Raw genomic sequence first — 25,721 nt, 5'->3', positions numbered from 1 at the left:
GCATGGCCGGGGAGGGTGGTGCGGAGCGGAGTCGCCGCGCTCGCGACGCTGATCCGGGGCGGCACCGCACCGAACGCTCGGGTTCGTCGGCGCACGCTCGGCTGAACGGCGCCGAACACCGCTCGGCGCCGTTCGAGCGCAGCTTTCGGGCACTCGGATCCTTGGCTTTCGCGAACGCGCGAGTATCGGCGGCGGCAGCCGACCTCGACACGGGTGAGACGCTCCTGGCAATCGACGAGACCGTCGCTCTGCCCACGGCGGACGTCGGGAGGCTGCTGCTGCTCGTGGAGGTCGCGGCCCAGCTCGGCGCGGGCCGTATCGCACCGCTCGACCAGGTGGCGCGCGAGGCGGGCCGAGACGCCGGAGGAGGCGTCGACGACCCACGCGCGGGTGGGCTGTGGTCGTCGCTGCTGCTGCCGAGCCTCGGGGTGATCGACGCGGCGACCCTCGTGGGTGCCGTGCGCGATCCCGTGGCCACCAACGGGCTGATCCGACTCGTCGGCTTTGACGCGATCCGTGCCCGAGGCGAATCGCTCGGCCTGCGTCGAACCGCGCTACTGGACTACACGCGTGCCACGCGCGGCCCCGACGACGCCCCGCAGTCGTCCGTCGGCTCGACCGCCGAACTCCAGCAACTGTTCGGCGATCTGGTGGCCGGTCGCTGCGTCGACCGAGGCGCCAGCAATCGCGTGCTCGGATGGCTCTCGGCAGGCAGCGACCTGTCGCTGGTGGCGTCGGCGTTCGGTCTCGACCCGGTCGCACACCGGGCAAGCGACCATGGGCTCCAGCTCGTCAACATCACGGGGGTCGACCGCGGCGTCCGCAGTGAGGCCGGTGCACTGCGAGGGAGCCACCGAGGCGTCTCGTACGCCGTCACCGTCGAGTTCGACGACGCCGACCTCGAGACGCGCCTCGGGGTGCTCGACGTGTTCCGCACCGTCGGGCTCGACCTGCTGGAGCGTGTCAGTTGAGCCCGTTCGAGCCTGCCGTTACTGGTGCAATGCGCCCACGGTGAAGAGCGACACCGACGTCGACTTGCAACCGGTCACCGCGGCGTACGTCGCGAAAATGGAGGATTTGCTGCCGGGCGGGTAGACGCGGAACCCGTCGCCCTTGGCGGGCTTGCACTGCGACCGCTCGTAGTTGTCGGCCTGGACGATCTGCAGCTGGGCCTGGGCGGATGCACCGGCCTTGAGGCTCACGGTGGCGTGCGCCGAGCTCCGGTCGAGCTTCGCGGCCTTGCCGATCTGGGTGCCGTTGCCCGACCCGACCAGAGAGACTCCGGGCCACCCCTGCAGGGTGCAGGTGCTCGAGCCCTTGTTCGTGAGCGAGAGGTTCACGTACGTGCTCCCGGCCGCGCCGCCCGAGCCACTGACGATCGCCGCGGAGAGGTTCGACGAAGTGCAGGTGGTGACGGCCGGAGCGGCGGTGCTGCCCGACCCGGAGGTCGCCGACGGGCTCGACGTCGTCGACGGCGTGACGGAGGGCGTCGTCGTAGCATCGGGGGTCGCCGGTGCCGCGGTCACGGTATCGGTGACGGTAGGGGTGCTCGCGGGGTCGTCGTTCGACGACGAGCAGCCGGCCAGACCGGCGACCACGATGGCTGAGGCGGCCAGCACGGAGAGGGAGGTGGGGATACGCATGGTTCTACCCTGCCACCAACCCGCTGTCAGTCGATCACTCCGAGGAATGACATTCGCCGGAGCGTCTCTACACCCGCGGGAGGGCAGCGATCGGCATCCGCCGTCGTGACCCAGGCGAGAGAACCGATCTCGCTGCTCGGACGGGGCTCCTCGTCGGTCTCGGCGGAGTAGAGCGTCATCTCGACGAGCCGCCCGTCGGGCTCGCCGTGCGCCTGTTCGGAGACGGTGAAAAGCGGCTGGACACCGGCGGGGTCGAGCGTGAGCGCGACCTCCTCACGCGCCTCTCGCACCAGCGCGTCGGCCCCGCTCTCGCCCGGTTCGACTTTGCCCCCGGGCAGGTACAGGACGTCGCGGCCTCGCGCCGTCACCATCAGGAGTCGGCGATCACGGACGAGGGCGAGTGCGCTGACGACGATCGGATCCATCCGTCAATCCTCTCGCGGAAGGCACCTCGATCGAATCCCCTGAGCTTCTTGACAGCACAATATAACTGTGAAATATTCAATTCCGCATTGACCAACCCCCCTCTTACTTCACAGATCAGGACTCAGCCCATGCCCGCAGGGAACACCACCACGACTCTCCGACCGACCTTGATCGTCGAGCCTTTCGACTACTTCCTCGTCGACATCGCCACCGGCCGTTTTCTGCCGGGCGACGGGGTCCATGCCGAGCAGCTCGCCCACGAGCACGGTCTCAGCGTCGAGGATGCTCACGAGGTGATCGAGACGGCCTGGCGCCTCGGGTTCGTCACGCGTCAGGGGATGGCGACCGGTGGGATCCTGATCTACACGCCCGAGGCGTCGCAGGTGCACCTGCACCGGCTCGCCCGCGCGTTGGTGTCGGCTGTCTCCTGCGGCCCGCGCGGAGCCGGCACCATCGGCCTCATCGACGGCGAGCAGACCCGCTTCGGTGCGGTCGAGCTCTTCGGCCTCACGACTCCCTGCGATGTCGAGCTGTTCCTCGAGCTGTGCCGCGCGCTTCTCGGCACCTGGGCACCCCACCTCCTCGAGGAGCTCGCCGTGCCCGTCGCCGTGCTCTTCTCCGAATCGGCCCAGGCCGTTCACGGCCTCGAGTTCGCCGCCCCGCCGGTTGTCCGACGCGAGCTGGTGTGCTCGATGGTCCGGTCGCTCATCGACGGGCGCCCCGACGACTTCGCCGCTCACGTCGCCGACTACGTTGTGGCGATGGCAGTCGCTTGAACCGTTTCGTTCCGCGGGGTCTCTACCTAGCGGGGGCGGAGGTCGTGGCGTTGTCGCCACTCCGACGCGAGGATCGCGTAGATGCCGGTGTCTGACCATCGTCCTTTGTAAAAGAGGTCTTCGACGAGGTGGGCTTCCTGTCGCATCCCGAGCTTTCGGCACAGCGCTACCGAGCCGGCATTGAGCGGATCCAGCTCGGCGTGAACCCGGTGGCTGCCGAGGTCGTCGACGCACAGCTCGATCATGCGCGTGGCCGCCTCGAAGGCGTAGCCGCGACCCTGAAATGCAGGGTTCAGGATCCAGCCGACCTCGCTCTGCCGCGAGTCGACGCTGGTCAGGCGCACGTTCACCTCGCCCATCACCCGGCTGGGCTCGCTCTTCGTGGTCACCGCGAGAACGAGCGAGTCGCCCTCGTGCTCGAGGTGCGTCATCGTGCTCCGCCGCGCAAGGTGCTCGGCGGCCTCGCTTCGAGAACGAACGGGCCAGAGCATGAATCGAAGTGCTTCGGGATCGGACTGATACGCGAAGACATCGTCGAGATCAGCCGGCGTCAAGGGACGCAAGAGTAGGCGATCGGTCTCGAGAGAAGAGACGGTGACGGGCACGGGTGAGCGGGTTCTGCTCAGCCCGCCGTGGCCTCGCGGCCATCGGCGTGACCCGCTTCGCGGCGGCCGGATGCCGGGCGCAGAGGCGTCGGAGCCGTCGCGGCCCGAGTGTCGGTGAGGCCGAACAAAGCCTCGAGCCCGTCGCGGAAGTCTTCGCCGCGGCCCTCGCGCGCGAGTTCGCGCGCTCGAACCGACGGCGTGTGGAGCAGCACACCGGCCAGGTGCCGGAGAGCCTGCTCGGTGCGCTCGGTCGAATCGCCGCGGCCCCTCGCCCGCTCGATCTCGGCGTCGAGGATGTCGAAGACGTGCTTGCGCAGAGCGACGACGGCCGGTGAGAGCGACTGCTCGGCTGCGACCGCCTGGAACTCGGCGGCGGCCGTGGAGACCAGGGCGCGCGCGTCGTCGGCAGCGGTTAGCTCTTTGAGCGGGGCATGGAGGCTGATGGTCTCGAGGTCGAGCAGCTCGACGCCGACGACCTTCGAGACGAGCGGGTCGACGTTGCGGGGAAGGCCGAGGTCGATGACGAGGCGGCGGGCGCCAGCGGCGACGACGTCGGGAGTCACGAGCGGCTCGGTCGTCGTCGTGCACGTGATCAGAACGTCGCTCCAGGCGATGGCCTCGGCGAGGTCGGTGTGCGGTGCGACGTCGTGCTTCGCGCCGAACCAGCTCGCCCGGCCCGAGGCGGAGTACACGCCGATCTGCTCGGCACCGCGGTCGCGGAGGGCGGCGACGGTCGTAGCGGCGTACTGGCCGGTGCCGACGAGCAGGATCCGGGCCTGGCTCCAGTCGGTCACCCGACTCGACGCCAGCTCGAGGGCAAGACGCACGAGCGAGCGACTCGCACCGCCCACGTTGGTGAGGTTCTTGATGCCGCGCGACGTGTGCGAGGCCTTCTGGAACAGACGCTCGAGGTCGGACGAGGTGGTGCCGTCGGTGCGGGCACGCTCAAGGGAGCGGCGTACCTGGCCCGAGATCTCGTCTTCGCCGACGACGACCGACTCGAGGCCGGAACTCACGGCGAAGAGGTGCTCGACGACGCCTTCGCCGGTGATCACCGTGATGCTGTCGCGGAGGTCGTCGGGCTCGACGCTCGAGGCCTCGCTCATGGCCTGGATGGTGGCCTCGACCGCGAGGGTGCTCGCCGCGGTCAGGGGCTCGTCGACGTCGAGGTAGGCCTCGAAACGGTTGCACGTCGCGAGCACGACGGCGCCCGAGACGAAATCACTGGAATCGACGAGGGTGGTGGCTGCCGTGGGTGCGCCGACGCTCAACTTCTCGAGGAGGTCGAAGCTGGCGTTCTGATGAGACGCCGTCAGGCAGATGAGCACGACAGATATGGTAACTCTCGCTTCTCGGCTGTGCATTGGCTGGACTCGCCGTCGAGAGAGTCGGTGCCCCGACGGCCGGTAGATTCGGGGGCGTGCTTCTATCGCGACAGGCCACAGAGAACGACATCGATCCGCTGGTGGCGCTCGTCACGTCGGCCTATCGCGGCGACGCGAGCCGCGAGGGCTGGACCACCGAGGCGCACCTCCTCGAAGGGCAGCGAATCGACGCCGACCTGCTCACCGCCGACCTCGACAACCCCCACGGCCTCGTTCTGGTCTGGGTAGATCAGGAGGCAACGGGAGAGGGGGCCGCTGACGCGATCGTCGCCTGCTGCAACCTCGTGCGGAAGCCCGACGGCGTCGCCTACTTCGGAATGTTCGCGGTCTCGCCCGGGCGGCAGGGTGCGGGGCTCGGCAAGCAGATCTTGGCCGAGGCCGAGCGGGTGGCCCGCGAGGAGTGGTCGGCGTCGGCCCTCGAGATCACGGTGCTGGAGCCGCGGAGCGAGCTCCTGGCGTTCTACGACCGCCGCGGCTTCAAGGCCACTGGATCTTTCGTGCCGTTCCCCTACGGCGACCCGCGGTTCGGCGAACCCCTTCGCGACGACCTGCGCATGGTCGTGATGCGCAAGGCCCTTTAGTGGCCAGCCGGCGCTCGCCGAAAAGCGGAGCGGTCAGTCGGCGCCGGTCGAAAGCGGAGTTCGCGCCCGGGCAAGGGCGGGTCGCGCCACTCCGAACCCGAAGGCGAGAGCCAGCACGTTCATGACGAGCACGTAGACGGCCGCCGGAACCGCCGCCTCGGGCAGGCCGAGGGCACTGGTGGCGACGAAGATCGCGACTCCGGCATTGTGGATGCCGATCTCGAACGCCGCGGTGATCGCTCGTCGCACGTCGATGCCGGCCAGTCGGGGCGCGAGGTATCCGATGGTGAAACTCCCCGCCCCGAGAAGGGCGGCCGCGGCAACCAGCCCGCCCAGGTTCGCCACGACCGTCGGCCAGGCGGGGACGACCGCCGTGATCACCAGGAGCGCGAGGACGACCATCGAGGCGATCCGAACAGGGCGTTCGGCTCGCGCGGCCGTCGTGGGTCGGAGGTGGCGTAAGAGCATGCCGAGCGCGACCGGAAGCAGCACGGTGGCGGCCATCTCGACGACCTTGCCGGGTTGGAGGCCGACTCCCTCGCCGTTCGGCAGGTAGAGGGAGGTCGCCAGGTGGACGAGCACGGGAATCGTGAGCAGTGAGATGACGCTGTTGATCGCCGTGAGGCTGATGTTCACCGCTACTTCTCCGCCGAAGAGGTGACTGAAGAGGTTCGCTGTCGCGCCGCCGGGAGAGGCGGCCAGGATCACCAACCCGACCGCGAAGAGGGGCGGCAGCTGCAGGGCCGCGACCAGGCCGAAGCAGAAGGCGGGCAGCACGACGAGCTGGCAGGCGAGCGCGACGATCAGCAGCCCCGGACGACGCAGGGCGCGCGCGAAGTCGGACGGCGTCAGCGTCACCCCGAGCCCGAACATGATGATCGCCAGGGCGACAGGAACGAGCATCAGTCTGAGCTCCGCCCGAGTCGAGGGGGTCGGGAGAGGGTGGGCGGATGGTCGCCGTGGCGATGCAGGATCCGCCAGCCCTCGCTCGTCTTTCTGTAGATGTGCGTGACCCGGATGGTCACCTCCGTCGCCGGAGCACCGTCGACCGAGACGACTCCGCGTTCACTACCCACGGTCCACGCCGTGTCTCCCGTCTCGACGACGACGTCGTAACGGGGAACGAGCGGCCCGCCGGAGAAGCGCGAGGCGACCCAGTCGAGCGTCGCGTCGATGTCGGCCCGACCGCGTTCCATCGTTCCCCAGGCGCCGAACAGCGTCGAGTCGGTCGTATCGGCCCAGCAGGCCTTGTACGCATGGGCGTCGCCCCTTCCCATGTCGGCGAGGCCCTCTTCGACCTGCCGAAGGGCCCGGCTGAATTCGTCGTCCACTTCCCACTCCCTTGCTCGATATGAAGAGGGATACACTCTACATACGATTGACAAGGCGTGGCCGGGTTTCCAGGGCGAAGTGCGACAATTCAGCACGTGAACACGACCGCCAGCCCGACGCTCCCCGACTCGCACCCGCTCGCCTCCGGCTTGACCGCCGGATCGCCTCTGGTGCGCGCCCTCCGCGGCGATCGACCCGAAACTCTGCCGGTGTGGTTCATGCGACAGGCGGGGCGGTCTCTGCCCGAGTATCGCGAGCTGCGCGTCGGCACGAAGATGCTCGACGCCTGCCTGGATCCTGCGCTGTCCAGCGAGATCACCCTGCAGCCGGTACGACGGCACAAAGTCGACGCAGGCATCTTCTTCAGCGACATCGTGGTGCCGATCAAGCTGGCGGGGGTGGGCGTCGAGATCGTTCCCGGACGCGGTCCCGTGCTCGACGAGCCGATCCGGAGCGCGAGCGATGTCGCCAAGCTGCGCCCGCTGGATCCTGACGCTCTTGCTCCGATCGCCGAGGGCGTCGCCCGCACGGTGGCCGAGCTGGGTGAAACCCCCCTGATTGGTTTCGCCGGTGCCCCGTTTACGCTGGCGGCCTATCTCGTCGAGGGCGGACCGTCGAAAGACCACATCCGTGCCCGCACGCTCATGCACTCCGACCCCGAGACCTGGGACGCCCTGCTGACCTGGGCGGCCGACGTGACGGGGGCGTTCCTTCGGGCGCAGATCCTCGCGGGGGCGAGCGCCGGCCAGCTGTTCGACTCGTGGGTCGGATCGCTTTCGCTGCGGGACTACGTCGATCGCGTGGCTCCCTATACGGCTCGGGCGATGTCGCACATCGACGGGCTCGAGGTGCCGCGCATCCACTTCGGTGTCGGCTCGGGCGAGGTGCTGGCCGCCATGCGCGATGTCGGCACCGACGCGGTGGGGGTCGACTGGAGGATCCCGCTCGACGAGGCATCCCGACGTCTCGGAGGCGACACGGTCGTGCAGGGCAACATCGATCCGGCGCTGTTGCAGGCGCCGTGGCCGGTGCTCGAGGCGCACGTCCGCGACATCGTCCAGCGCGGAAAATCGGCTCCGGCCCACGTGCTCAACCTCGGCCACGGTGTGAACCCCGACACCGACCCGAGCGTGCTCACCCGCATCGTCGAGCTGGCCCACACGCTGTGACCGCCGGCTCCCCCTTCAGGCCCGACGTCGGCGAACACGCGACGGCGGTCGTCGTCGGCGGCGGAGTCGCCGGGCTCGTCGTCGCACGCGACCTCGGCAAGGCCGGTCGGCGCGTCACGCTGCTCGAAGCCTCCGCGCGCCTCGGCGGCGAGGTGCAGCGGCACTCGGTGGCGGGCATCGACCTCGACTCGGGCGCCGAGAGCTTCGCCACGAAGACCGACGCGATTCAGACCCTCGCCACGCAGCTCGGGCTGGGCAACGAGATCGTGAACCCCGACCCGCGCGGAGCCTGGGTCATTCAGCCCGACGGCACGGCGTTCGAGCTGCCGAAGACCGGGCTGCTCGGCATTCCGGGCACGCCGATGGCCAAAGACGTGATCGACGTGATCGGCACCGGCGCCGCCCTGCGCGCTGAGATGGACTCCCTTCTGCCCGGCCCGGTGGGGGCGAAAGAGCAGAAGCTCGGCCCGCTCGTGCGGCGCCGCATGGGTCGCGCGGTGCTCGACAAGCTGGTCACGCCCGTGGTTCAGGGCGTCCACTCGGCGCACCCCGACGACCTCGACGTCGACCGGGTCGCACCGGGGCTCCGCCAGGCACTCCTCCACGAGAACTCCCTGGCCCGCGCGGTCCGAGCCCTCCGCGAGGCGTCACCCGCGGGGTCGGCCGTCGGCGGGATCCGCGGCGGCATCGTGCGACTAGTCGACGAGCTCGCCGCCGACCTCGAGATGTACGGTGTCGAGGTCCGGTTCGGCGCTCGCGTCACGGCCTACGAAGCCCACTCGGTGACTCTCGACACCGGCGAACAGCTCGCTGCCGACACGGTCGTCGTCGCCCTCGGCGGCCGCGACGCGGCCCGGCTCGACGGCGCCCTCGACGACGGCACCAGCCAAGGATCCACCGGCTCGGCCAGTGAGACCGGCCTCATCACGCTCGCGACCCTCGTCGTGAGAGACCCCGCGCTCGATGCGGCTCCGCGTGGCACGGGCGTGCTGGTGGCACCGGGGGCGCCCGGAATCCGCGCCAAAGCCCTCACCCACGCCACCGTCAAGTGGGACTGGGTGGCCGAGCGGGCGGGCGGGCGCCACGTGCTCCGGCTCAGCTACAGCGCGCCGGCGGTGGGGAGAGCGACGGCGGACGACGAACTGCGGTCGCTCGCGATCGACGATGCGTCGCGGATCCTCGGCATGTCGGTCGACCCGGCGTCCGTCGAGGGGTTCGCGCGAGTGGAATGGGACGGCCCCTACCGCGGGGCGGGATCGGCGGGGCGCGAGGTTCCCGGTGTGGTGCGCGTCGGCGGTGCCGTCGCCGGTCGTGGTCTCGCGGGTGTGGTCGCCGACGCACGACTCAAGGTCGCCGAGATCCTGTCGCCGGAGGTGTAGCGGAGGGCTTCCGGCCCTGTTGCGAACTCGTGCGGCGAACGGCCCCCGGGTCGGACTAGCCTAGAAGCACTGCGCCGGTGTTCTCCGTGCAGTCCTGACTTTTGGAGGCTTCATGCGAGGCAAGCTGATTTTCGTCGCGGGAGCGGCCGCCGGGTACGTTCTGGGTTCGAGGGCGGGCCACCAGCGCTACGAGCAGATCGCCAGCGGCGCCTCGAAGTTCTGGAACAGCCGTGGCGTGCAGAAGCAGGTCGTCAAGGTCGAAGACGCCGCCGGTCAGATCCTGCCCCGCGTCGTCACCGGTCTGTTCCACCTCGTCGTGTGGGGCGTCAAGAAGATCCTGGGCATCCAGTCGAAGCCCAAGACGACCAGTACCGCCGCACGCCGCTGACGCCGGTCCGCCCCGGCGGAACCGATTTCCTGAAGTACCGCACCATGACGCACCGCACTTCCTGAGAGGGAGCACATGACCGAGTCGACACGCGCCGACACCATCAAGCACGCCAAGAAGAACCGCTCCCTGCTCGGCCTGCTCTCCGACATCCCGACGCTGGTCACCGACCTGGTCAAGGGAGAGATTGCGCTCCTGAAGAAGGAGCTGATCGACAAGGCGAAGGTGTTCGGTATCGGAGCCGGTCTCGCTGTGGGCGCGCTGCTGTTCCTGTTCCTGATGCTCCTCTGCCTCATCGGCGCGGGCATCGCGGCGCTGTCGCTGGTGATGCCGCTCTGGCTGGCGGCGCTGCTGGTCGCCGCGCTGTTCCTGGTGATCGCCGGGATCCTCGGCTTCTTGGCGTACAAGCAGATCAAGAAGGGCCTGCCGCCGCTGCCCAAGCAGACGATCGACAGCGTCAAGAGCGATATCAAGGCAGTGAAGGGCGTCGGTCGAATTCCGCGCTCCGACGTGGGAGGACGATCCTGATGAGCAGCACCGAAGAGATCCGGGCCGGCATCGACCGCACCCGCGCCGACCTCGCGGCAACACTGAACGAGCTCGAAGAGAAGCTCAACATCCCCAAGCAGCTGGGCATCAAGGCACACGAGGCGAAGATCTCGTTCGGCAAAGACCCGAAGCCGTGGCTCGCCGGTGCGGCTACCGTCGCAGCGGTCGTGGGCGGTATCGCGCTCATCGCGCTGAAGCGTCGCTAACCTCTTCTCCGGGCCGGTTTCGCGGTCACTCGACGGCGAGCGTCGCGGTTCGCGGCTCCCAGCCGAACGGAGGAAGATAAACGCATGAATTCCAGCGCCGACGCGCCAGCGAGCACGCAGCACTCCACCCCACCCGCACCCGCCGAAGCCCCCGCCGAACGTCTCGGCTATACGCTCTGGGCGGTTCTCCGGCGTGACCCCGCCCGGCCTCTCGTGCCCGGCGTCGACGACGCCGCCGAGCTCGACGAGGCCGTCTCGCGTCTCGCTGCGAAGGGCGTCGTCGTTCGAGGCTTCTACGACGTCAGCGCGGTCAAGGCCGATAGCGACCTCATGATCTGGTTGCACGGCGAGGTGCCCGAAGACATCCAGGCCGGTTACCGCGAGCTGGTGCGCACGAACCTCCTGAAGAATCTGTTGCCGACGTGGAACGCCCTCGGAATGCACCGCGAGGCCGAGTTTGCGAAAGACCACAGTCCCGCCTTCATGCGCGGCAAAGAGCCCGAGACCTGGCTCACGGTCTACCCCTTTGTCCGCAGCTACGAGTGGTACCTGCTGCCCGATGCGGAGCGCAACCAGATGCTCCGCGACCACGGCATGAAGGGCGGCGCCCACCGCGCTGTCCTGACCAACACCGTCGCCAGCTTCAGCCTGGGCGACTACGAGTGGATCCTCGCGCTCGAGGCCCCCGAGCTGGTTCAGCTCGTCGACCTCATGCGCGATCTCCGCTACACAGAGGCGCGCATGCACGTGCGCGAAGAGGTTCCCTTCTATACGGGGCGTCGAATCCCCACCACCGCTATCGCAGAGGTTCTGAGTTGAGCAACATAACGAACAACGAGATCGGGACGCCCGGCGGGTTGGTCCCGTCGGCCACGAAGGCTGCCGAGAGCGGCCCCGAGTGGGTCACCGAGGGCATCGACTACGACGCCATCCTCCTGGCCGGCTTCGGCGGACCGGAGGGGCAGGACGACGTCATCCCCTTTCTCCGCAACGTCACCCGAGGTCGCGGAATCCCGGAGGAGCGCCTCGAGGAGGTCGCCCACCACTACCGGCACTTCGGCGGGGTCAGCCCGATCAACGAGCACAACCGTGAGTTGAAGGCGGCCCTCGAGGCCGAGCTCGCCCGTCGCGAGATCGACCTTCCCGTGATCTGGGGAAACCGCAACTGGGATCCCTACATGGCCGACGCGGTTCGTGAGGCGGCGGATCGCGGCTTCACGAAGCTGATCGCCGTTGCAACCAGCGCGTACAGCTCGTATTCGTCGTGCCGGCAGTACCGCGAAGACTTCGCGATGGCGCTCGACGACACCGACCTGCGCGACCGCGTGCAGATCGACAAGGTCCGTCAGTTCTTCGACCACCCCGGGTTCGTGCAGCCCTTCATCGACGGCGTCCGCGACGCCCTGGTGAAGGCGCAGACCGAGATCGAGGGGATCGACCTCGGCACCGAGATCCAGGTGCTGTTCTCGACGCACTCGATTCCCTCCACGGACGCTGCGAAATCTGGCCCGGAGGCGCGCGGATTCGACGGCGACGGCGCGTACGCCGCTCAGCACCGGGCCGTTGCCGAAGTGGTCATGGCAGCAGCCGAGGCCGCTCTCGAGCTTCCGTCAGACACGACTGTCCCGTGGCAGCTCGTCTTCCAGTCGCGCTCCGGCCCGCCCTCCATGCCGTGGCTCGAGCCCGACATCAACGACGCGATCCACGCCCTGAACGGCGGCCCGACAAAGGCCGTCGTCATCGTGCCCCTCGGGTTCGTGAGCGACCACATGGAGGTCATGTGGGATCTTGACAACGAGGCGCTCGAGTCGTGCGAAGAAGAGGGCTTCTGGGCCGTGCGAACGCCGACCCCCGGCATTGACCCGAACTACGTCACCGGTCTCGTGGACCTCGTCCTCGAGCGCCGTGACGGGGTGCCCGCTGCCGACCGCCCGCACCTCACCGACCTCGGCCCCTGGTACGACGTCTGCCGTCCCGGCTGCTGCGAGAACGTCCGCCTCGGTTTCAAGCCGGCCGTCTCCGGCCTGGTTCCGTAGGGCAGCCGTGACAGCACTTCGAATCGGCACGAGAGGGTCGGCACTGGCCCTAGCTCAGTCGACCCTGATCAAAGACCGACTGGCCCAGATCACGGGCCGCGATGTCGAACTGGTCACCGTCACGAGCGAGGGCGACACCTCGAAGGCCTCCCTGGCGACCCTCGGCGGCACCGGCGTGTTCGCCAGCGCCCTTCGAGAGGCGCTCCTCGCCGACGAGTGCGACCTGCTCGTGCACTCGCTGAAAGACCTTCCCACCGCGCTGTACCCGGGGCTGACTCTCGGCGCCATCCCAAAACGCGTGGATGCGCGGGACGCCCTCTGCGCGCGCGACGGCCTCACCTTCGACGCCCTGCCTGCCGGCGCTCGCGTCGGCACCGGGTCGCCACGCCGAGTCGCCCAGATCCGCTCCCGACGCTCCGACCTCGAGGTCGTCGACATCCGCGGCAACGTCGACTCGCGGCTGTCCCGAGTCGGCGACGACCTCGACGCCGTGCTCCTGTCGGCCGCCGGTCTCTCGCGCCTGGGGCGGCTCGACGTCGCTACCGAACTAATGCCTCTCGGCTTCTGGCCGAGCGCACCGGGCCAGGGCGCGCTGGCGCTCGAAGTCCGCGAGGGCGAGAAGGCCGCCGATCTCGCCGCCGGGCTCCGCGCCATCGACCACCGCGAGACGCGTCTGATCGTCACCGCCGAACGCGAAGTGCTCGCCGGCCTCGAAGCGGGTTGCGCGGCGCCGATCGGCGCCTCGGCCGTGATCGACGCGGGGCTTCTGCTGCTGAGCGCGAGCGTCTACCGGCCCGACGGCACGGAGCGTCTCACTGCCTCGCACGGAGTCACGCTCGAGCCGGGCACCCTTGCGGCGCAGCTCGCCGAGGTCCACGACGTCTCGTCGCGCGTCGTCGACGAACTGCTCGAGAACGGTGCCGCCGACCTCGTGCCGCGCGGGAGCGTCACCGACCAGGGCGGCTCGGCATGACCGACACCCGCGCCAGCGACAAGCCGCTTCGCGGTGTCCGGGTGCTGGTGCCCCGCGGAGGCAAGTGGGGCGACAACGTCTCGGCCATCCTGCGCTCGTACGGCGCGAGTCCCGTGATCGCACCACTCATCAACTTCGCCCCGACAGCCGACCAGCACGAACTCATGATTGCTCTGCTCCGGCTGGAGGCCGGCGAATACGACTGGCTGGTGGTGACGAGCGCGACAACGGTCGACGTCCTGATCGGCAACAGCATCCGCCCGGCGCCCACGACCAAGGTGGCGGCTGTCGGCGAGACCACGGCGGCCGCGCTGACGCTGGCCGGGATCCGGGTCGACTTCGTGCCTGAGAACGACAACTCCGCGCGCGGGCTCGTGAAAGAGTGGCCGACCGACCAGATCGTCGGCCGGGTGCTGGTGCCGCAGTCCGAGATCGCCGAGCCACGCCTCGTCGAGGGTCTCGCCGCGCGGGGCCTCGACGCCGAGTTCGTCGCCGCCTACCGCACGGTCGGGGTCTCGATCGACGCGAGCGTCAAGGCCGAGGTCGCCGACGGTTCCATCCGGGTCATCCTCGTGACGTCGGGCAGCGTCGCCCGCCAGATCGCCGAGCAGCTCGCCCCCCTCCCGCGCGACGTGCTCGTCGCGTGCATCGGCCCGCGCACCGCATTCGACGCGCGCGCCGCCGGGCTCCCCGTTCACGTCATCGCCGAGACCCGCTCCGCGCCGGCGCTCGTCGAGGCCGTCGTCGACAACGCTCTGGCCGGCTGGCCCGAGCACACCGATCAGGTGACCCCCGGGTCGCCGAATTCCGAAAGCATCTGATGTCGCAGTTCCCACTGGTCCGAGGCCGCCGCCTCCGGGCCACCCCCGCCCTTCGCCGCCTGGTCGCCGAGACCCGCCTGCACCCCGCCGACCTGATCCTGCCGATGTTCGTCCGCGAGGGCATCACCGAAGACGCGCCGATCACCTCCATGCCGGGCGTCGCGCACCACTCGCTCGACACGCTCAAGCCGGCCCTGCAGCGCGCCGCCAAGGCGGGCATCGGCGGCGTCATGCTGTTCGGGGTGCCTCTCGACGAAAAGAAAGACGCCCAGGGCTCGGGTGCCACCGACCCCGACGGGATCCTGAACGTCGCCACCCGCATCGCCGCCGCCGAGGTGGGCGACTCGCTCGTCGTCCAGACCGACCTGTGCCTCGACGAGTTCACCGACCACGGCCACTGCGGAGTGCTCGACGCCCACGGCTACGTCGACAACGACGCGACGCTCGAGCGGTACCGCGAGATGGCTGTGGTGCAGGCGGAGTCAGGATCCGAGCTGGTCGCCCCGAGCGGGATGATGGACGGCCAGGTCGCGGCGATCCGCGATGCGCTCGACGCACATGGCTTCGGCAACACGGCGGTACTCGCCTACGCGGCGAAGTACGCGAGCGCGTTCTACGGCCCGTTCCGCGAGGCTGTCCAGTCGTCGCTCGTCGGCGACCGACGCACCTATCAGATGGACAACGGCAACCGCCGCGAGGGCCTCCGCGAGGTCGCCCTCGACCTCGACGAGGGCGCCGACATCGTGATGGTGAAGCCCGCGATGAGCTACCTCGATGTGCTGGCCGACGTCGCCGCGACCAGCGACGTACCGGTCTGGGCGTACCAGATCTCGGGCGAGTACTCGATGATCCAGGCCGCCGCCGCGAACGGCTGGATCGACCTCGACGCCGCCAGCTACGAGAGCGTGCTCGGCATCAAGCGGGCCGGGGCCGACGCGATCCTCACCTACTGGGCGGTCGACCTGGCCGAGCGCCTCACCGGCCGAAGCGATGCGAGCAGGAACCTCCGATGAGCCAGCAGAACACCAACGAGCGATCGTTCGCCCGGGCTCGAGCGTCGATTCCCGGCGGGGTGAACTCGCCCGTCCGGGCCTACGGGTCGGTCGGAGGCACCCCGCGGTTCCTCGTCGGCGCCGAGGGCGCCTACGTGACCGACACCGAGGGCACGAAGTACGTCGACCTGGTCGCGTCGTGGGGCCCTGCCATCCTCGGCCACGCTCACCCCGCGGTTGTCCAGGCCGTGCAGGAGGCCGCCGCGCGCGGGCTCAGCTTTGGTGCATCGACACCGGGTGAGACCGAGCTCGCCGAGATCGTCCGCGAGCGAGTGAGCCACGGCGACCAGCGACCCATCGGCAAGATCCGCATGGTGTCGACCGGCACCGAGGCCACGATGACCGCCATCCGCCTGGCTCGCGGCTACACCGGCCGCGACCTGCTCGTGAAGTTCGCCGGGCACTACCACGGCCACTCCGACTCGCTGCTGGCCGAGGCGGGTTCGGGTGTCGCCACTCTCGCTCTGCCCGGGTCAGCGGGCATCACCGAGGCGACCGCGGCGCAGACCCTTGTGCTGCCCTACAACGACCTCGACGCCGTCCGTCAGGTGTTCGACGAGCACTCCGAGCGCATTGCTGCCGTGATCGTCGAGTCCGCCGCGGCCAACATGGGTGTGCTCGCACCCGAGCGGGGCTTTAACCGGGCTCTGTCTGAGATCACGCGTCGAAACGGCGCACTGCTCATCGTCGACGAGGTCCTCACCGGGTTCCGGGTCGGGCCCGCCGGCTGGTGGGGCCTCGAGGCCTCGCAGGTCGTGCCCGACGGCGCCGGCTGGGAGCCCGACCTCATCACGTTCGGCAAGGTGATCGGAGGCGGCATGCCTCTCGCGGCTCTCGGCGGTCGCGCCGAGGTAATGGACTTCTTGGCGCCCCTCGGGCCGGTGTATCAGGCCGGAACGCTCAGCGGCAACCCGGTGGCCGTCGCCGCGGGCATTGCGACGCTGCGGCTGGCCGACGCCTCCGTCTACGAGCGGTTGAACGCCGCGGCCGAGGTCGTCTCGCGGGAGACGAGCGCGGCGCTCGCGCGCGAGGGTGTCGCCCACACGGTGCAGCACGCCGGCAACCTGTTCTCGTTCGCCTTCAGCGACACGGCCCCGAAGAACTACGACGACGTCCGCGCGCAGGAGGCCTTCCGGTACCCGCCGTTCTTCCACGCCATGCTCGATTCCGGCGTGAACCTCCCGCCGTCGGTGTTCGAGGCGTGGTTCTTGACAGCGGCGCATGATGATGCGGCGATCGGCCGGATCCTCGAGGCTCTTCCCGGTGCCGCCAAGGCCGCTGCGGCCGCCACGTCACCCCGCTGAGCCGGGCCGCCCGGGCAGGTTAGGCGCGTCGAGCGACCCAGCGTCCGGCACGGCGCTCGATCGAGAGCGGAAAGTCGAAGGCACCCGACACGAGTTCGCTGGTGAGCACGTCGTCGGCCGTTCCCGATGCGAAGATCCGTCCGTCGCGCAGGAGCATCGCGTGCGTGGTCGACGCCGGAAGGTCTTCGAGGTGGTGGGTGACGGTCACCGATGCCATCGACGGGTGCCGATGGCGGAGGGTGTCGACCGTGTCGAGAAGGTGCTCGCGAGCCGGGACGTCGAGCCCGGTCGCCGGCTCGTCGAGGAGCAGGAGCGCAGGATCCGACACGAGCGCGCGGGCGATCAGCGCTCGACCCCGCTCGCCTTGCGACAGCGTGCTCCACCGGGCGTCCACCCTCGCGCCCAGCCCGACCGACGCCGCGAGATCGACGGCGTGTTGTCGCTCGGCCTCGGAGGCCTGCCATCGGGGCACGGGATCGCTCGATCCCGTCAGGCCGGTCAGGATGACGTCGACGACGCTGTTGTCTCCGAGCATGCGATGCCTCGGGTCGACATGGCCGATGCGCGTGCGGAGGGCGGCGAGCTCGACGCGGCCGAGTTGTCGCCCGAGGACGGCGACGGTGCCGCCGGACGGGTGCCCGAGCGCGCCGCACAGCGTCAGGAGCGTCGTCTTGCCGGCCCCGTTCGGGCCGATCAACGCCCAGTGCTCGCCGACTCCGACGCGCAGGTCGACGTGCTCGAGCAGGTCTCGCCCGGCCCGGGTCACCCGGACGTCGTCCAGCTGCAGAACGACGCCCGAGTCGACGGTGGAGGTCAGCGGCCCGAGGTCGCTGCCGGGAACACGCCGGCGGTCGCCACCGAGGAGACGTAGTCGCCCATTCCATCGATGGTGTCGAGGAACGCCTTTGCGCCGGCCTTGCCATCGCGGTCGTCCACGGCCTTGCCGAGCGCCTTCATCAGCGTGCCGGAGATGTTGAAGACGACGTCGCGCGAGGCGATTCCGAAGAGCAGGGTGGCACGGTCGCCCACCGTTTCGAGCACACGCTCGAGGCTGGGGCTCTTCGAGGCCGCAGCGAAGATGAACATCGCTCGCGAGAAGTTGACCAGGGCATCGGGCTTGAGGGCACCCGACTTGTCTCGCTCGACAGTGCTGAGGAGAGTCTTGACCTCTTTGGCCTGGGCCGAGGTCAGTGCCGGGATGCCGCGTCGGGCGACGATACCCCAGACGTCGAAGGCCGTCGTCGTCGTGTCAGCGAAGTCATCCATCGTGGGCGAGATGATGCGCGTGTACCGGTTGGCTTCGATGTCGACGAGACCGTAGTCCGCGAGCTTGGCGATGGCTTCGCGCACGGGGGTGCGGGAGACGCCGAGCCAGCGGACGAGCTCGTCGTCGTTGAGGCGTTCGCCGAGTTCGAGGGTGCCGTCGCCGATGGCGGCCAGCATCTTGTCGAAGACGACGTCGCGGAGGAGGCGGCGAGGTGCGGGGGCCTCGGCAGTGGGTACGGGAACGGGCATGAGTGTCTTTCTGGCTGGAGGGCCGATTGGCTGGGGGGAGGGTGGGGGTCGCGGTCAGGCGGGGTAGATGCCGCTTTCGCGGACGGCCGCGTAGAACTCCTGGAAGTTGTCCGGCTGGTTCGAGACGAGCTCGGCGGCGCGGTCGGCATCGTTCGCCTTGATCGCTTTCGCGAGCTCTTTGCTGAAGGTCGCGCCCGGTTCGAACGGGAAGATGTCTTTCGCGCCGGCCCGCTGGAACAGCAGCGCGGTCAGCGGCCCGGTCGCCGCCCAGAGGCGCGAGAGCATGGGGCTGTTCGCCGCGGTCACGACTCGAAGGTTGAAGGCGTCGAGCGTGGCGAGGTCTTCGCGCTTGTGGGCGGCGAGGTCTTTGGCGCGCTGGCCGAGGGCGTTGACGACGAAGGTGCGGTCGGCGTCGGTGAGGTTCGGCACGCCGCGCTTCATCACGATCGACCAGAGGTCGTAGCCCGTCCGGATCGTGTCGGTGAACTGCTCGAAGCTCGGGGCGACGACGCGGGTGTAGCGGTTGGCCTCGATGTCGACGAGGCCCTGTTCGGCCAGTTTGGCGATGGCTTCGCGCACGGGGGTGCGGGAGACGCCGAGCCAGCGGACGAGCTCGTCGTCGTTCAAGCGTTCGCCGAGTTCGAGGGTGCCGTCGAGGATGGCGAGGAACATCTTGTCGTAGACGACGTCGCGGAGGAGGCGGCGGGGTTCCTGGTTTTCCGGGGTGGGGCGGGGGACTGGCATCGGGGCTCCCTGGTACATCGGATCGGTGGTCGCCGGGGGACGACCGACGGTCAATCGGGCTTGACTGCTGCTGCACGGGAGCGGGTGCGGGCGGGCATGCCTCACCTTCCATGCAGTTGAATGTATCGAGTATCTCAGACTCTAGGATAACTCCGACCGGTTGTCGAGCCACCACGCTCGTGCTCTGGGCGGAGTCAGCGACGAACGTCGATCACCGTTCGACCACGAATGCGTCCGCCGAGAATCTCCGGTCCGAGATCGATGGCCTCGGCCAGCGAGGCCTCCTCCGTCACAGAGTCGAGCAGTGCCGGATCGAGGTCGCGGGACAGTCGTTGCCAGGCGGTTTGGCGAAGCGACAGCGGAGCCTCCACCGAGTTGATGCCGACCAGCGAGACGGCCCGGAGGATGAACGGGAGCACGGTGGTCGGCAGGTCGCTGCCCTGAGCGAGGCCGCAGGCGGTGACCGTCCCGCCCCATCTCGTCTGCGCGAGGACGTTCGCGAGGGTCGTGCTGCCGACGCAGTCCACAGCCCCGGCATACAGGGCGCGCTGCAAAGGTTTTCCGGGCTCGCCGAGCGACTCCCGCGGGATCACCGAAGCCGCTCCGAGACCCCGGAGGTAGTCCGTCAGCTCGGCTCGACCGGTGCACGCCACCACGCGGTAGCCGAGGCGGGCCAGGAGGGCGACCGCGATCGAGCCGACACCGCCCGTCGCCCCGGTCACCAGGATGTCGCCCGCGTCAGGCTCGACGTCGCGTTCGAGCTTCAGCACGCTGAGCATCGCGGTGAAACCGGCCGTGCCGATCGCCGCCGCACGCCGAGGAGTGAGGGCCTCGGGCAGCTCGACCAGCGACGCGGCATCGACGATTGCCCGCTCGGCGAAACCTCCGTGGCGCGTCTCGCCGATTCCCGCCCCGGTGAGGACCACCTGCTGTCCCGCGACGAAGTGCCCGGCTGCATCGCCCGCAGCGACGGTGCCGACCAGGTCGATACCGGGAATGAGCGGAAGGATCCTGGCGACCCCGCGGTCACCCCCGAGCGCCATCCCGTCTTTGTAGTTGAGGCTCGACCACGACACGTCGATCGTGACCTCGCCCGGGGCCGGTTCGCCGCCGTCCCGGAGGAAGCTGTCGTCGACCTCCCGGAGGGTCGCTGGTTCGGACTCGGAGACGACTATGGCGCGGGTCATGGCTCGACGCTACGCCAGGTGCGTTGAATAACCACGGGCACACCGCCTCTCGGCGGCTCCGACCTAGCCGAAGAGGATCGCGGCCTCGTCGTACCGGTTCTGCGGCACCACCTTGAGTGTGCCGAGGGCCTCCTCGAACGAGACGTGCTCGATCTCGGTTCCGCGGAGGGCGACCATGCGGCCCCAGCGCCCCTCGGCGACCGAGTCGCTGGCGGCCATTCCGAGGCGTGTCGCGAGAACCCGGTCGTACGCCGAGGGCGTGCCGCCGCGCTGGATGTGCCCCAGGGTCGTGGCTCGCGTCTCGATGCCGGTCAGCTCTTCGATCAGCGGGGCGAGGCGCTCGCCGATGCCACCGAGCCGCGGTCGGCCGAAGGCATCGAGGCCGCGCTCGGAGTGGGCGTCGTCTTCTTCGTCGGGAACGAACCCTTCGGCGACGACGACGAGCGGCGCCCGTCCGCGGTCGTAGGCCGAGCGGACCCACTCGGCGAGCTGCTCGACGCTGGTCTTCTGCTCCGGGATCAGGATGGCGTGCGCGCCGGCGGCCATGCCCGAGTGCAGGGCGATCCAGCCGACGTGACGACCCATCACCTCGGCGACCATGCAGCGGCTGTGCGACTCCCCGGTCGTCCGGAGGCGATCCATCGCGTCGACGGCGATCTGGACGGCCGTGTCGAAGCCGAACGTGTAGTCGGTGGCGCCCAGATCGTTGTCGACCGTCTTGGGAACGCCGACGATCTTCAGACCGGCGTCGGTCAGCCTCTTGGCCGCCGCGAGGGTGCCCTCGCCGCCGATGGCGATCAGGGCGTCGATGCCCCGCCGCTCGAGGTTCTCGGTGATTCGCTCGACCCCGCCGTTGCCCTCGAAGGGATTCGTACGGCTCGTGCCGAGGATCGTGCCGCCCTGCTTGGCGATGCCCTGGATCTCTTTGCGGCCGAGAGGAACGATGTCCGACTCGACGACCCCCCGCCAGCCGTCGCGGAACCCCACGAACTCCTGCCCGTGGATCTGGATCCCCTTGAGTACCGCGCCACGGATGACCGCGTTCAATCCGGGGCAGTCGCCGCCACTGGTCAGGATTCCGATTCGCATCATTGCTCTCCGTGGGTCGTCGCAGCCACCGGGTTCCGGCCGCACTCGCTCCATCATGGCCCACCGGCGTAATAGGGTCGAGGCAATGGCTCCTCCGGCAGAGAACGATCCGCGCCTCACGCGCTTCCGACGCGGTGCGCCGGGCGGCGAGACGCAGCACGTCGGTGCCCCGGGCCCGCCACCCGTGCTGCCGGAGTTCGCCGGTCAGCTGGAGCCGGCCGCGTCGTATCCTGCGCTCCCGCCGGTCGCGCAGACGACCCCCCAGCCGCCGGCGTTCGCGCCGCCGGTGGCGCCGCCCGTCGACTGGGCTGCACCGCCAGCGCCCGACTCGTCGGTGCCCTCGCGCGAGGCGCCGTCGAGCGAGCACCTCTTCGCCGAGTTCGAGAGCGAGAAAGGTGCCGAACCGCTCTACGAGACTCCCGCGTACGACTGGATGCCGGTCGAGGTCGACCCCGGTCGGTCGACCGGAATCGCCTCGATCGCCGTCGGGATCTTCTTCGGCATCATCGGGCTCTTCATCGGGGTCCACTCGATCCGGAAATCCCGTGCCGTCGGGCTCGCCGGCGGCATCGGCATCGCCGGTGTGATCGTGTCCAGCCTCAGCGTGCTGCTGTTCGGCTCGGTCGTCCTGTCGTGGGTGCGCTATGAGGTCGAGCTGGCACAGCAGTGCTCGCTCGTCGGCCCGGGGCAGTACTACACGTCGTCGGGCGACCTCGTGACGTGCAGCTAGCCCTCCGGCGACCGGAGGGCAACGCGACTAGAGCGTGATGGTCTCGTTCTCGCCGACGTTCTTCGGGTGGCCGCCGGTCGCGGCCGCCTTGGCGTACTTGAAGAGGGTGATCGCCTTCGGCTCGGTGCTCGTCCACGACTCGATAGTGTGCGCCTCGACACGCAGCAGCGAGACCTGCGGGTCGTCACGGCCCTGATCGAACCAGGCCTCCGCACCAGTGTTCCAGAGCTCGTCGATCTTCGCGGAGTCCTGCGTCAGCGACGCCGTGCCCGAGATCGACAGCCAGCCCTTCGACGTGTCGACGGCGACGTTCACCTCGGGGGTGGTCTCGATGTCGTGCCCCTTGTGGCTGTCTTTCGCGACGAAGAACCAGACGTCGCCGTCGAACGGACGGTCGATCAGAGCCAGCGGGCGGCTGACGAGGTGCTTCTCAGCGTCGACGGTGGTGAGCAAGCCGATGCGCGCCTTGTCGAGCACATCGGAGACGGTCTGGAGTTCTTCAGCGGTGGCAGTCATGCGTCGGACGCTACGCCCGGGGTGCGTGAACCTCGCACAGCGGAGCCTCAGGCGAGTGCTCGTCGCAGACGACGAGCCGCACCCGGCACGACGGGTCGGAGCAGTTCTGCAGGTGCGAAGAGGGCGCGCCACAGAGAACGCAGGATCCGAGGACCTTCGCGTGGTCGCTGAACTCGACCTTCTCCCGTCCGTCGAACACGGTGAGCGCGCCCTCCCAGAGGCCGTCGTCGCCGAAGCGCTCGCCGTAGCGGACGATGCCTCCGTCGAGCTGATACACCTCGCGGAACCCGCGATCGATCAGGAGCGACGAGAGGACTTCGCAACGCACGCCACCGGTGCAGTAGGTGACGATCGGCTCGTCTTTGAGATGGTCGTAGCGACCCGAGTCGATTTCGGTCACGAACTCGCGCGTGTTCTGGACGTCGGGCACGACGGCACCCCGGAATCGACCGATCCTCGCCTCGAATTCGTTGCGTCCGTCGAAGAAGGTCACGTCTTTCTCGGCGACGAGGGCGTGCAGCTCCTCCGGGCTCAGCCGAACCCCGCCTCCGACCACCCCGCCGCTGTCGACCTCGAGCTCGCCGGGAGCGCCGAAGCTGACGATCTCGTCACGGACCTTCACGCTGAGCCGAGGGAAGTCATCGCCGTGACCCTCGCTCCACTTGACGTCGGCGTCGCGGAACGGCGCGTACTCACGCGTCTTGCGGAGGTAGCGCTTGACGTTCGGCAGATCGCCGCCCACCGTGCCGTTGATGCCCTGACGAGAGATGACGATGCGCCCGGTCAGCCCGAGGAGCTCGCACAGGTCGCGCTGCCACAGCCGAATCGCCGCCGGGTCGGGGAGGGGGGTGAACACGTAGAACAACAGGATCTTCGGGGTTGCCACTGCAGGAGTCTAGCCATGCCCTTCTCCCCGCCTGCAGTAGTGTGTGACATGTGTATTCTCCATCCATTCGAGCAGTTAGGGAGCCCGATGCCGATACCATCACGCCCGACAGTCGATTTTCATCGGAGACTCCGAAAAGACGAGGTCTTCGACCGTCTGTTCCAGGCGATCCTCGACGGAACACTCCAACCGGGTGAGCGAATCCGCGACGTCGAACTGCAGGAGTGGCTGGGAGTCTCGCGCACCCCGATCCGCCTGGCCATCGACCGTCTCGTCGAGATGAACCTGATCGAGAGCCGACCCAACCGCTTCACCCGGGTGAGCCCCGCGGCGCCCGGCCGGATCCCCGAGCTCCTCCAAGTGATGTGCGCCTTCTGGGAGCTCGCGACCCGCCTCACCATCGAGACCCTCGACGAGACGAGCGCTCTCGAGTGCCGCGAGCTGCTGGCCGAAGCGGCCCGGGCCTGTCGAGAGCACGACGGCTCCCGCGCCGAAGAGGCGGTCGAACACATGCGCCGCGCGATGTTCTTCTTCAGCGAGCACTCCGACAACGAGCTCCTCCGCGTTCTGGTCGTGCGGATCGGGGCCGCGCTCCGGTTCCAGATGTCACTGCAGGGCGACTCCATGGACAAGCTCCTGCTCGAGAGCGTCTTCGAACGGCTCGACGAGGCAGTCGAGGCGCGCGACTCCGCGGCGGCCGGGGAGGCGATCCGTCACGTGCAAGCTACGGGTCGACGGCTCTGTGGAGTGACCGCGTGAGCCCCGTCCCCGGGGCTGCGCCCTCGGCACGCACCCGCGAGCTGCTCAGCGACGGCGCGCGGCGGAGCCTTCTCGTGGCGATCCTGAACGGCACCCTCGTGGCCGGGGAGCGCCTGCACGACGATGAGCTGATCCAGTGGCTCGGGGTCTCGCGCACACCCATCCGCACCGCCCTCGAGCGCCTTGCCGAGGTTGGGCTGGTCGAGATGGCCCCGAACCGGTTCACGCGGGTCGCTGTTCCGACGCGGTCGTCGCTGCTCGAAACGCTGCAGCTGTATGCCGCCCTGCACGCGTGGGTCGCAGAGGCGGTCGTTCCCGGTCTCGGCGACGACGATCTCGCCGAGCTCCACCGGTGCTTCGGCCGGGTAACGGAGCTCGCGGCGCAGCAGGGCGAGCACGCGTGGTCGCGCGCCGATCTCGCCCTCGTCGACGAGGCGGTCTCGTTCTTCGCCCACCGGACGGGCAACCCCCTGTTGCTCGACCTGCTCTTCGAGATCCGCGTCCGGTTGGCGTTCTCCTTCTCGAGCCTGCGCGCCTTCGGCGACGGGGCCGAGCTGACGGCCTTGGCGGAGGCTCTGCTCGCGGCAGCCGATCGGCGCGACGGCCGCGTCGTGGCCGACGTGCTTCGCGAGCGGTTCTCCTGGCGGATCGTGCGCGTCGGTGGCAGCGGTTAACCTTCTGCCATGTCGACGATCACCGCTCCGGGGTCCGCCCCGGGCGGTGAGCCGGTTCGCGAAGTCCGCACCGTATACGCGCCCCGCGATCCGGTTCATCTCGGCCAGACCGTGCGCTCGCTCTCTCGGGGCGCCGGCGATCCGACCTTCCGCGTGGTCGACGGCTCGGTCTGGCGCGCTGTCCGAACCCCGCTGGGCGCCGCCACGCTCCGGCTGACGGCACGCTCATCCAGCATCGAGGCGGTTGCTTGGGGCGCGGGTGCCGACTGGGTGATCGGCGCGGTCCCCGATCTCCTCGGCCATGGCGACGACTGGTCGTCACTCGACGTCGCGGCCAACTCGTTCCTCGCCGAGGCCCGGCGACGTAACCCGGGCCTTCGGCTCACTCGCACCAATCAGGTGCTGCAGATGCTCGTTCCGGCGATCCTCGAGCAGAAGGTGACGAGCCGGGAGGCCTGGGGTGCCTGGCGCTATCTCGTCCGCCGTTTCGGCGAGGCTGCGCCGGGGCCGGTCGCCACCGTGCCGGGCCTGTCGGAGCTGATGGTGCCGCCCGACGCCTCGACCTTCAAGTCGATCCCGAGCTGGGAGTGGCACCGTGCCGGGGTCGGCCCGCAACGATCGGCGACGATCATGCGGGTGTGCGCGGTCGCGCCGGGCCTCGAGCGCACTCTCGCGCTCGGCCGAGGCGGCGACGAGGTGCAGCGAAGGCTGCGGAGCGTCGTCGGCGTCGGCATCTGGACCGCCGCCGAGACGAGCCAGCGGGCTCACGGCGACCCCGATTCGCCGAGTGTCGGCGATTACCACCTCCCGGCCCTGGTCGGTTGGGCGCTGATCGGAAAGCCGGTCGACGACGACGGCATGCTCGAGCTCCTCGAACCGTGGCGGGGCAATCGCGAGAGGGTGATGCGACTCATCGGGGTGAGCGGATTCCGCAAGCCGAGGTTCGGCCCGCGCATGACGATCCAGGATCACCGCGGCCACTGAGTTCGAGCCAGC

At 69.3% G+C, this 25,721-nt stretch carries 31 protein-coding genes; 18 read left to right on the top strand and 13 right to left on the bottom strand.

Annotated features, from left to right (window positions below; translation table 11 throughout):
- Window positions 1-2 precede the first annotated feature (2 nt).
- The gene (locus tag EDF39_RS01905; RefSeq protein WP_123940019.1) at window positions 3-971 is read left to right on the top strand and encodes a serine hydrolase; all 969 of its coding nucleotides are present in this window, start codon (window positions 3-5) and stop codon (window positions 969-971) included.
- Window positions 972-989: 18 nt separating this feature from the next.
- On the opposite strand, the gene EDF39_RS01900 is transcribed toward EDF39_RS01905, so the two are convergent.
- A complete protein-coding gene (locus EDF39_RS01900; RefSeq protein WP_123940017.1) occupies window positions 990-1,643 on the bottom strand; it encodes a DUF4232 domain-containing protein in 654 nt (217 codons plus the stop codon).
- A 26-nt stretch (window positions 1,644-1,669) separates the two neighbouring features.
- A complete protein-coding gene (locus EDF39_RS01895) occupies window positions 1,670-2,068 on the bottom strand; it encodes an NUDIX domain-containing protein (RefSeq protein ID WP_055964371.1) in 399 nt (132 codons plus the stop codon).
- 129 nt (window positions 2,069-2,197) lie between these two features.
- Between EDF39_RS01895 and EDF39_RS01890 the strand changes: the two genes are divergently transcribed.
- The gene (locus EDF39_RS01890) at window positions 2,198-2,845 is read left to right on the top strand and encodes a hypothetical protein (RefSeq protein WP_123940015.1); all 648 of its coding nucleotides are present in this window, start codon (window positions 2,198-2,200) and stop codon (window positions 2,843-2,845) included.
- 26 nt (window positions 2,846-2,871) lie between these two features.
- Here EDF39_RS01890 and EDF39_RS01885 read toward each other — a convergent pair whose 3' ends face one another.
- Window positions 2,872-3,450: a GNAT family N-acetyltransferase gene (locus EDF39_RS01885; RefSeq protein ID WP_255410103.1), complete on the bottom strand. Its 579-nt coding sequence runs from the start codon at window positions 3,448-3,450 to the stop codon at window positions 2,872-2,874.
- Window positions 3,451-3,467: 17 nt separating this feature from the next.
- Window positions 3,468-4,778: a glutamyl-tRNA reductase gene (locus EDF39_RS01880; protein ID WP_123940013.1), complete on the bottom strand. Its 1,311-nt coding sequence runs from the start codon at window positions 4,776-4,778 to the stop codon at window positions 3,468-3,470.
- Window positions 4,779-4,870: 92 nt separating this feature from the next.
- Between EDF39_RS01880 and EDF39_RS01875 the strand changes: the two genes are divergently transcribed.
- Window positions 4,871-5,416, top strand: a complete 546-nt coding sequence (locus EDF39_RS01875) for a GNAT family N-acetyltransferase (protein ID WP_123940011.1) — start codon at window positions 4,871-4,873, stop codon at window positions 5,414-5,416.
- Between the two features lie 33 nt (window positions 5,417-5,449).
- Here the strand turns inward: EDF39_RS01875 and EDF39_RS01870 are convergent, their stop codons facing one another.
- Together EDF39_RS01870 and EDF39_RS01865 are read right to left on the bottom strand one after the other, a co-directional pair.
- Window positions 5,450-6,319 (bottom strand): bile acid:sodium symporter family protein, encoded by an 870-nt coding sequence (locus EDF39_RS01870; RefSeq protein ID WP_123940009.1) that lies wholly within the window; start codon window positions 6,317-6,319, stop codon window positions 5,450-5,452.
- Window positions 6,319-6,747: a nuclear transport factor 2 family protein gene (locus EDF39_RS01865; RefSeq protein WP_123940007.1), complete on the bottom strand. Its 429-nt coding sequence runs from the start codon at window positions 6,745-6,747 to the stop codon at window positions 6,319-6,321. Before EDF39_RS01865 ends, EDF39_RS01870 begins: the two co-directional genes overlap by 1 nt.
- Before the next feature lie 96 nt (window positions 6,748-6,843).
- Here EDF39_RS01865 and hemE point away from each other — a divergent pair, with 96 nt between their 5' ends.
- The 11 genes from hemE to hemL all read left to right on the top strand — a co-directional run bounded on the left by hemE (window position 6,844) and on the right by hemL (window position 16,625).
- Window positions 6,844-7,917, top strand: a complete 1,074-nt coding sequence (gene hemE, locus EDF39_RS01860) for a uroporphyrinogen decarboxylase (RefSeq protein ID WP_123940004.1) — start codon at window positions 6,844-6,846, stop codon at window positions 7,915-7,917.
- Complete coding sequence (locus tag EDF39_RS01855; RefSeq protein ID WP_123940002.1) at window positions 7,914-9,296, top strand: NAD(P)/FAD-dependent oxidoreductase; 1,383 nt, start codon at window positions 7,914-7,916, stop codon at window positions 9,294-9,296. The genes hemE and EDF39_RS01855 overlap by 4 nt, the downstream gene beginning before the upstream one ends.
- Before the next feature lie 112 nt (window positions 9,297-9,408).
- Entirely contained in the window at window positions 9,409-9,684 is a 276-nt protein-coding gene (locus tag EDF39_RS01850; RefSeq protein WP_123940001.1) for a hypothetical protein, read from the top strand.
- Between the two features lie 75 nt (window positions 9,685-9,759).
- Complete coding sequence (locus EDF39_RS01845) at window positions 9,760-10,212, top strand: phage holin family protein (protein ID WP_055964399.1); 453 nt, start codon at window positions 9,760-9,762, stop codon at window positions 10,210-10,212.
- Entirely contained in the window at window positions 10,212-10,439 is a 228-nt protein-coding gene (locus tag EDF39_RS01840; RefSeq protein WP_055964402.1) for a DUF3618 domain-containing protein, read from the top strand. The genes EDF39_RS01845 and EDF39_RS01840 overlap by 1 nt, the downstream gene beginning before the upstream one ends.
- 84 nt (window positions 10,440-10,523) lie before the next feature.
- Entirely contained in the window at window positions 10,524-11,258 is a 735-nt protein-coding gene (gene hemQ, locus EDF39_RS01835) for a hydrogen peroxide-dependent heme synthase (protein WP_055964405.1), read from the top strand.
- A gap of 5 nt (window positions 11,259-11,263) precedes the next feature.
- Window positions 11,264-12,475, top strand: a complete 1,212-nt coding sequence (locus EDF39_RS01830; RefSeq protein WP_370275168.1) for a ferrochelatase — start codon at window positions 11,264-11,266, stop codon at window positions 12,473-12,475.
- A gap of 7 nt (window positions 12,476-12,482) precedes the next feature.
- The gene (hemC, locus tag EDF39_RS01825) at window positions 12,483-13,448 is read left to right on the top strand and encodes a hydroxymethylbilane synthase (protein ID WP_123939999.1); all 966 of its coding nucleotides are present in this window, start codon (window positions 12,483-12,485) and stop codon (window positions 13,446-13,448) included.
- Window positions 13,445-14,269 (top strand): uroporphyrinogen-III synthase, encoded by an 825-nt coding sequence (locus EDF39_RS01820; protein WP_123939997.1) that lies wholly within the window; start codon window positions 13,445-13,447, stop codon window positions 14,267-14,269. The genes hemC and EDF39_RS01820 overlap by 4 nt, the downstream gene beginning before the upstream one ends.
- Window positions 14,269-15,282 carry a porphobilinogen synthase gene (hemB, locus tag EDF39_RS01815; protein ID WP_123939995.1) on the top strand — a complete coding sequence of 338 codons (1,014 nt, stop codon included), beginning with the start codon at window positions 14,269-14,271 and terminating at the stop codon, window positions 15,280-15,282. The genes EDF39_RS01820 and hemB overlap by 1 nt, the downstream gene beginning before the upstream one ends.
- Entirely contained in the window at window positions 15,279-16,625 is a 1,347-nt protein-coding gene (hemL, locus tag EDF39_RS01810; protein WP_123939993.1) for a glutamate-1-semialdehyde 2,1-aminomutase, read from the top strand. Before hemB ends, hemL begins: the two co-directional genes overlap by 4 nt.
- A gap of 19 nt (window positions 16,626-16,644) precedes the next feature.
- Here hemL and EDF39_RS01805 read toward each other — a convergent pair whose 3' ends face one another.
- The 5 genes from EDF39_RS01805 to EDF39_RS01785 form a co-directional block, all read right to left on the bottom strand.
- Window positions 16,645-17,391, bottom strand: coding sequence for an ABC transporter ATP-binding protein (locus EDF39_RS01805; RefSeq protein WP_233572930.1), 747 nt, complete (start codon window positions 17,389-17,391; stop codon window positions 16,645-16,647).
- 47 nt (window positions 17,392-17,438) lie between these two features.
- Window positions 17,439-18,140 carry a GntR family transcriptional regulator gene (locus EDF39_RS01800; RefSeq protein ID WP_123939989.1) on the bottom strand — a complete coding sequence of 234 codons (702 nt, stop codon included), beginning with the start codon at window positions 18,138-18,140 and terminating at the stop codon, window positions 17,439-17,441.
- Window positions 18,141-18,194: 54 nt separating this feature from the next.
- Window positions 18,195-18,884 carry a GntR family transcriptional regulator gene (locus EDF39_RS17585; protein WP_199726116.1) on the bottom strand — a complete coding sequence of 230 codons (690 nt, stop codon included), beginning with the start codon at window positions 18,882-18,884 and terminating at the stop codon, window positions 18,195-18,197.
- A gap of 194 nt (window positions 18,885-19,078) precedes the next feature.
- Window positions 19,079-20,071: an MDR family oxidoreductase gene (locus tag EDF39_RS01790; RefSeq protein WP_123939987.1), complete on the bottom strand. Its 993-nt coding sequence runs from the start codon at window positions 20,069-20,071 to the stop codon at window positions 19,079-19,081.
- Between the two features lie 63 nt (window positions 20,072-20,134).
- Window positions 20,135-21,160, bottom strand: coding sequence for a 6-phosphofructokinase (locus EDF39_RS01785; protein ID WP_055965393.1), 1,026 nt, complete (start codon window positions 21,158-21,160; stop codon window positions 20,135-20,137).
- Between the two features lie 85 nt (window positions 21,161-21,245).
- On the opposite strand from EDF39_RS01785, the gene EDF39_RS01780 reads away from it, so the two are divergent.
- Entirely contained in the window at window positions 21,246-21,890 is a 645-nt protein-coding gene (locus EDF39_RS01780) for a hypothetical protein (protein WP_123939985.1), read from the top strand.
- Window positions 21,891-21,917: 27 nt separating this feature from the next.
- On the opposite strand, the gene EDF39_RS01775 is transcribed toward EDF39_RS01780, so the two are convergent.
- Window positions 21,918-22,406: a pyridoxamine 5'-phosphate oxidase family protein gene (locus EDF39_RS01775; RefSeq protein ID WP_123939983.1), complete on the bottom strand. Its 489-nt coding sequence runs from the start codon at window positions 22,404-22,406 to the stop codon at window positions 21,918-21,920.
- A gap of 10 nt (window positions 22,407-22,416) precedes the next feature.
- On the bottom strand, window positions 22,417-23,292 hold the full coding sequence (locus tag EDF39_RS01770; protein WP_123939981.1) for a rhodanese-related sulfurtransferase: 876 nt from the start codon (window positions 23,290-23,292) through the stop codon (window positions 22,417-22,419).
- 87 nt (window positions 23,293-23,379) lie between these two features.
- Here EDF39_RS01770 and EDF39_RS01765 point away from each other — a divergent pair, with 87 nt between their 5' ends.
- The 3 genes from EDF39_RS01765 to EDF39_RS01755 are packed head-to-tail and all read left to right on the top strand — an operon-like array spanning window position 23,380 to window position 25,709.
- The gene (locus EDF39_RS01765) at window positions 23,380-24,051 is read left to right on the top strand and encodes a GntR family transcriptional regulator (protein ID WP_158613122.1); all 672 of its coding nucleotides are present in this window, start codon (window positions 23,380-23,382) and stop codon (window positions 24,049-24,051) included.
- Window positions 24,048-24,725 (top strand): GntR family transcriptional regulator, encoded by a 678-nt coding sequence (locus EDF39_RS01760; RefSeq protein ID WP_055964442.1) that lies wholly within the window; start codon window positions 24,048-24,050, stop codon window positions 24,723-24,725. Before EDF39_RS01765 ends, EDF39_RS01760 begins: the two co-directional genes overlap by 4 nt.
- A 9-nt stretch (window positions 24,726-24,734) precedes the next feature.
- Window positions 24,735-25,709 carry a DNA-3-methyladenine glycosylase gene (locus tag EDF39_RS01755; protein ID WP_123939977.1) on the top strand — a complete coding sequence of 325 codons (975 nt, stop codon included), beginning with the start codon at window positions 24,735-24,737 and terminating at the stop codon, window positions 25,707-25,709.
- Window positions 25,710-25,721: the final 12 nt, after the last annotated feature.

The organism is Frondihabitans sp. PhB161, assembly GCF_003814635.1.
Classification (GTDB): Bacteria; Actinomycetota; Actinomycetes; order Actinomycetales; family Microbacteriaceae; genus Frondihabitans.
Note: the sequence above shows the minus strand (reverse complement) of the source record. Positions and strands in the feature narration are given on the sequence as shown.

Excerpts from the sequence above, each read along its gene's own strand:
- EDF39_RS01850 (WP_123940001.1), top strand. The coding sequence starts at position 9,409 with ATGCGAGGCAAGCTGATTTTCGTCGCGGGAGCGGCCGCCGGGTACGTT.
- EDF39_RS01845 (WP_055964399.1), top strand. The coding sequence starts at position 9,760 with ATGACCGAGTCGACACGCGCCGACACCATCAAGCACGCCAAGAAGAAC.
- EDF39_RS01790 (WP_123939987.1), bottom strand. The coding sequence starts at position 20,071 with ATGACCCGCGCCATAGTCGTCTCCGAGTCCGAACCAGCGACCCTCCGG.
- EDF39_RS01765 (WP_158613122.1), top strand. The coding sequence starts at position 23,380 with ATGCCGATACCATCACGCCCGACAGTCGATTTTCATCGGAGACTCCGA.
- EDF39_RS01900 (WP_123940017.1), bottom strand. The coding sequence starts at position 1,643 with ATGCGTATCCCCACCTCCCTCTCCGTGCTGGCCGCCTCAGCCATCGTG.
- EDF39_RS01780 (WP_123939985.1), top strand. The coding sequence starts at position 21,246 with ATGGCTCCTCCGGCAGAGAACGATCCGCGCCTCACGCGCTTCCGACGC.
- EDF39_RS01890 (WP_123940015.1), top strand. The coding sequence starts at position 2,198 with ATGCCCGCAGGGAACACCACCACGACTCTCCGACCGACCTTGATCGTC.
- hemB (WP_123939995.1), top strand. The coding sequence starts at position 14,269 with ATGTCGCAGTTCCCACTGGTCCGAGGCCGCCGCCTCCGGGCCACCCCC.
- EDF39_RS01785 (WP_055965393.1), bottom strand. The coding sequence starts at position 21,160 with ATGCGAATCGGAATCCTGACCAGTGGCGGCGACTGCCCCGGATTGAAC.
- EDF39_RS01800 (WP_123939989.1), bottom strand. The coding sequence starts at position 18,140 with ATGCCCGTTCCCGTACCCACTGCCGAGGCCCCCGCACCTCGCCGCCTC.
- EDF39_RS01840 (WP_055964402.1), top strand. The coding sequence starts at position 10,212 with ATGAGCAGCACCGAAGAGATCCGGGCCGGCATCGACCGCACCCGCGCC.
- EDF39_RS01870 (WP_123940009.1), bottom strand. The coding sequence starts at position 6,319 with ATGCTCGTTCCTGTCGCCCTGGCGATCATCATGTTCGGGCTCGGGGTG.
- EDF39_RS01895 (WP_055964371.1), bottom strand. The coding sequence starts at position 2,068 with ATGGATCCGATCGTCGTCAGCGCACTCGCCCTCGTCCGTGATCGCCGA.
- EDF39_RS01775 (WP_123939983.1), bottom strand. The coding sequence starts at position 22,406 with ATGACTGCCACCGCTGAAGAACTCCAGACCGTCTCCGATGTGCTCGAC.
- hemQ (WP_055964405.1), top strand. The coding sequence starts at position 10,524 with ATGAATTCCAGCGCCGACGCGCCAGCGAGCACGCAGCACTCCACCCCA.
- hemL (WP_123939993.1), top strand. The coding sequence starts at position 15,279 with ATGAGCCAGCAGAACACCAACGAGCGATCGTTCGCCCGGGCTCGAGCG.
- EDF39_RS01755 (WP_123939977.1), top strand. The coding sequence starts at position 24,735 with ATGTCGACGATCACCGCTCCGGGGTCCGCCCCGGGCGGTGAGCCGGTT.
- EDF39_RS01820 (WP_123939997.1), top strand. The coding sequence starts at position 13,445 with ATGACCGACACCCGCGCCAGCGACAAGCCGCTTCGCGGTGTCCGGGTG.
- EDF39_RS17585 (WP_199726116.1), bottom strand. The coding sequence starts at position 18,884 with ATGCCAGTCCCCCGCCCCACCCCGGAAAACCAGGAACCCCGCCGCCTC.
- EDF39_RS01905 (WP_123940019.1), top strand. The coding sequence starts at position 3 with ATGGCCGGGGAGGGTGGTGCGGAGCGGAGTCGCCGCGCTCGCGACGCT.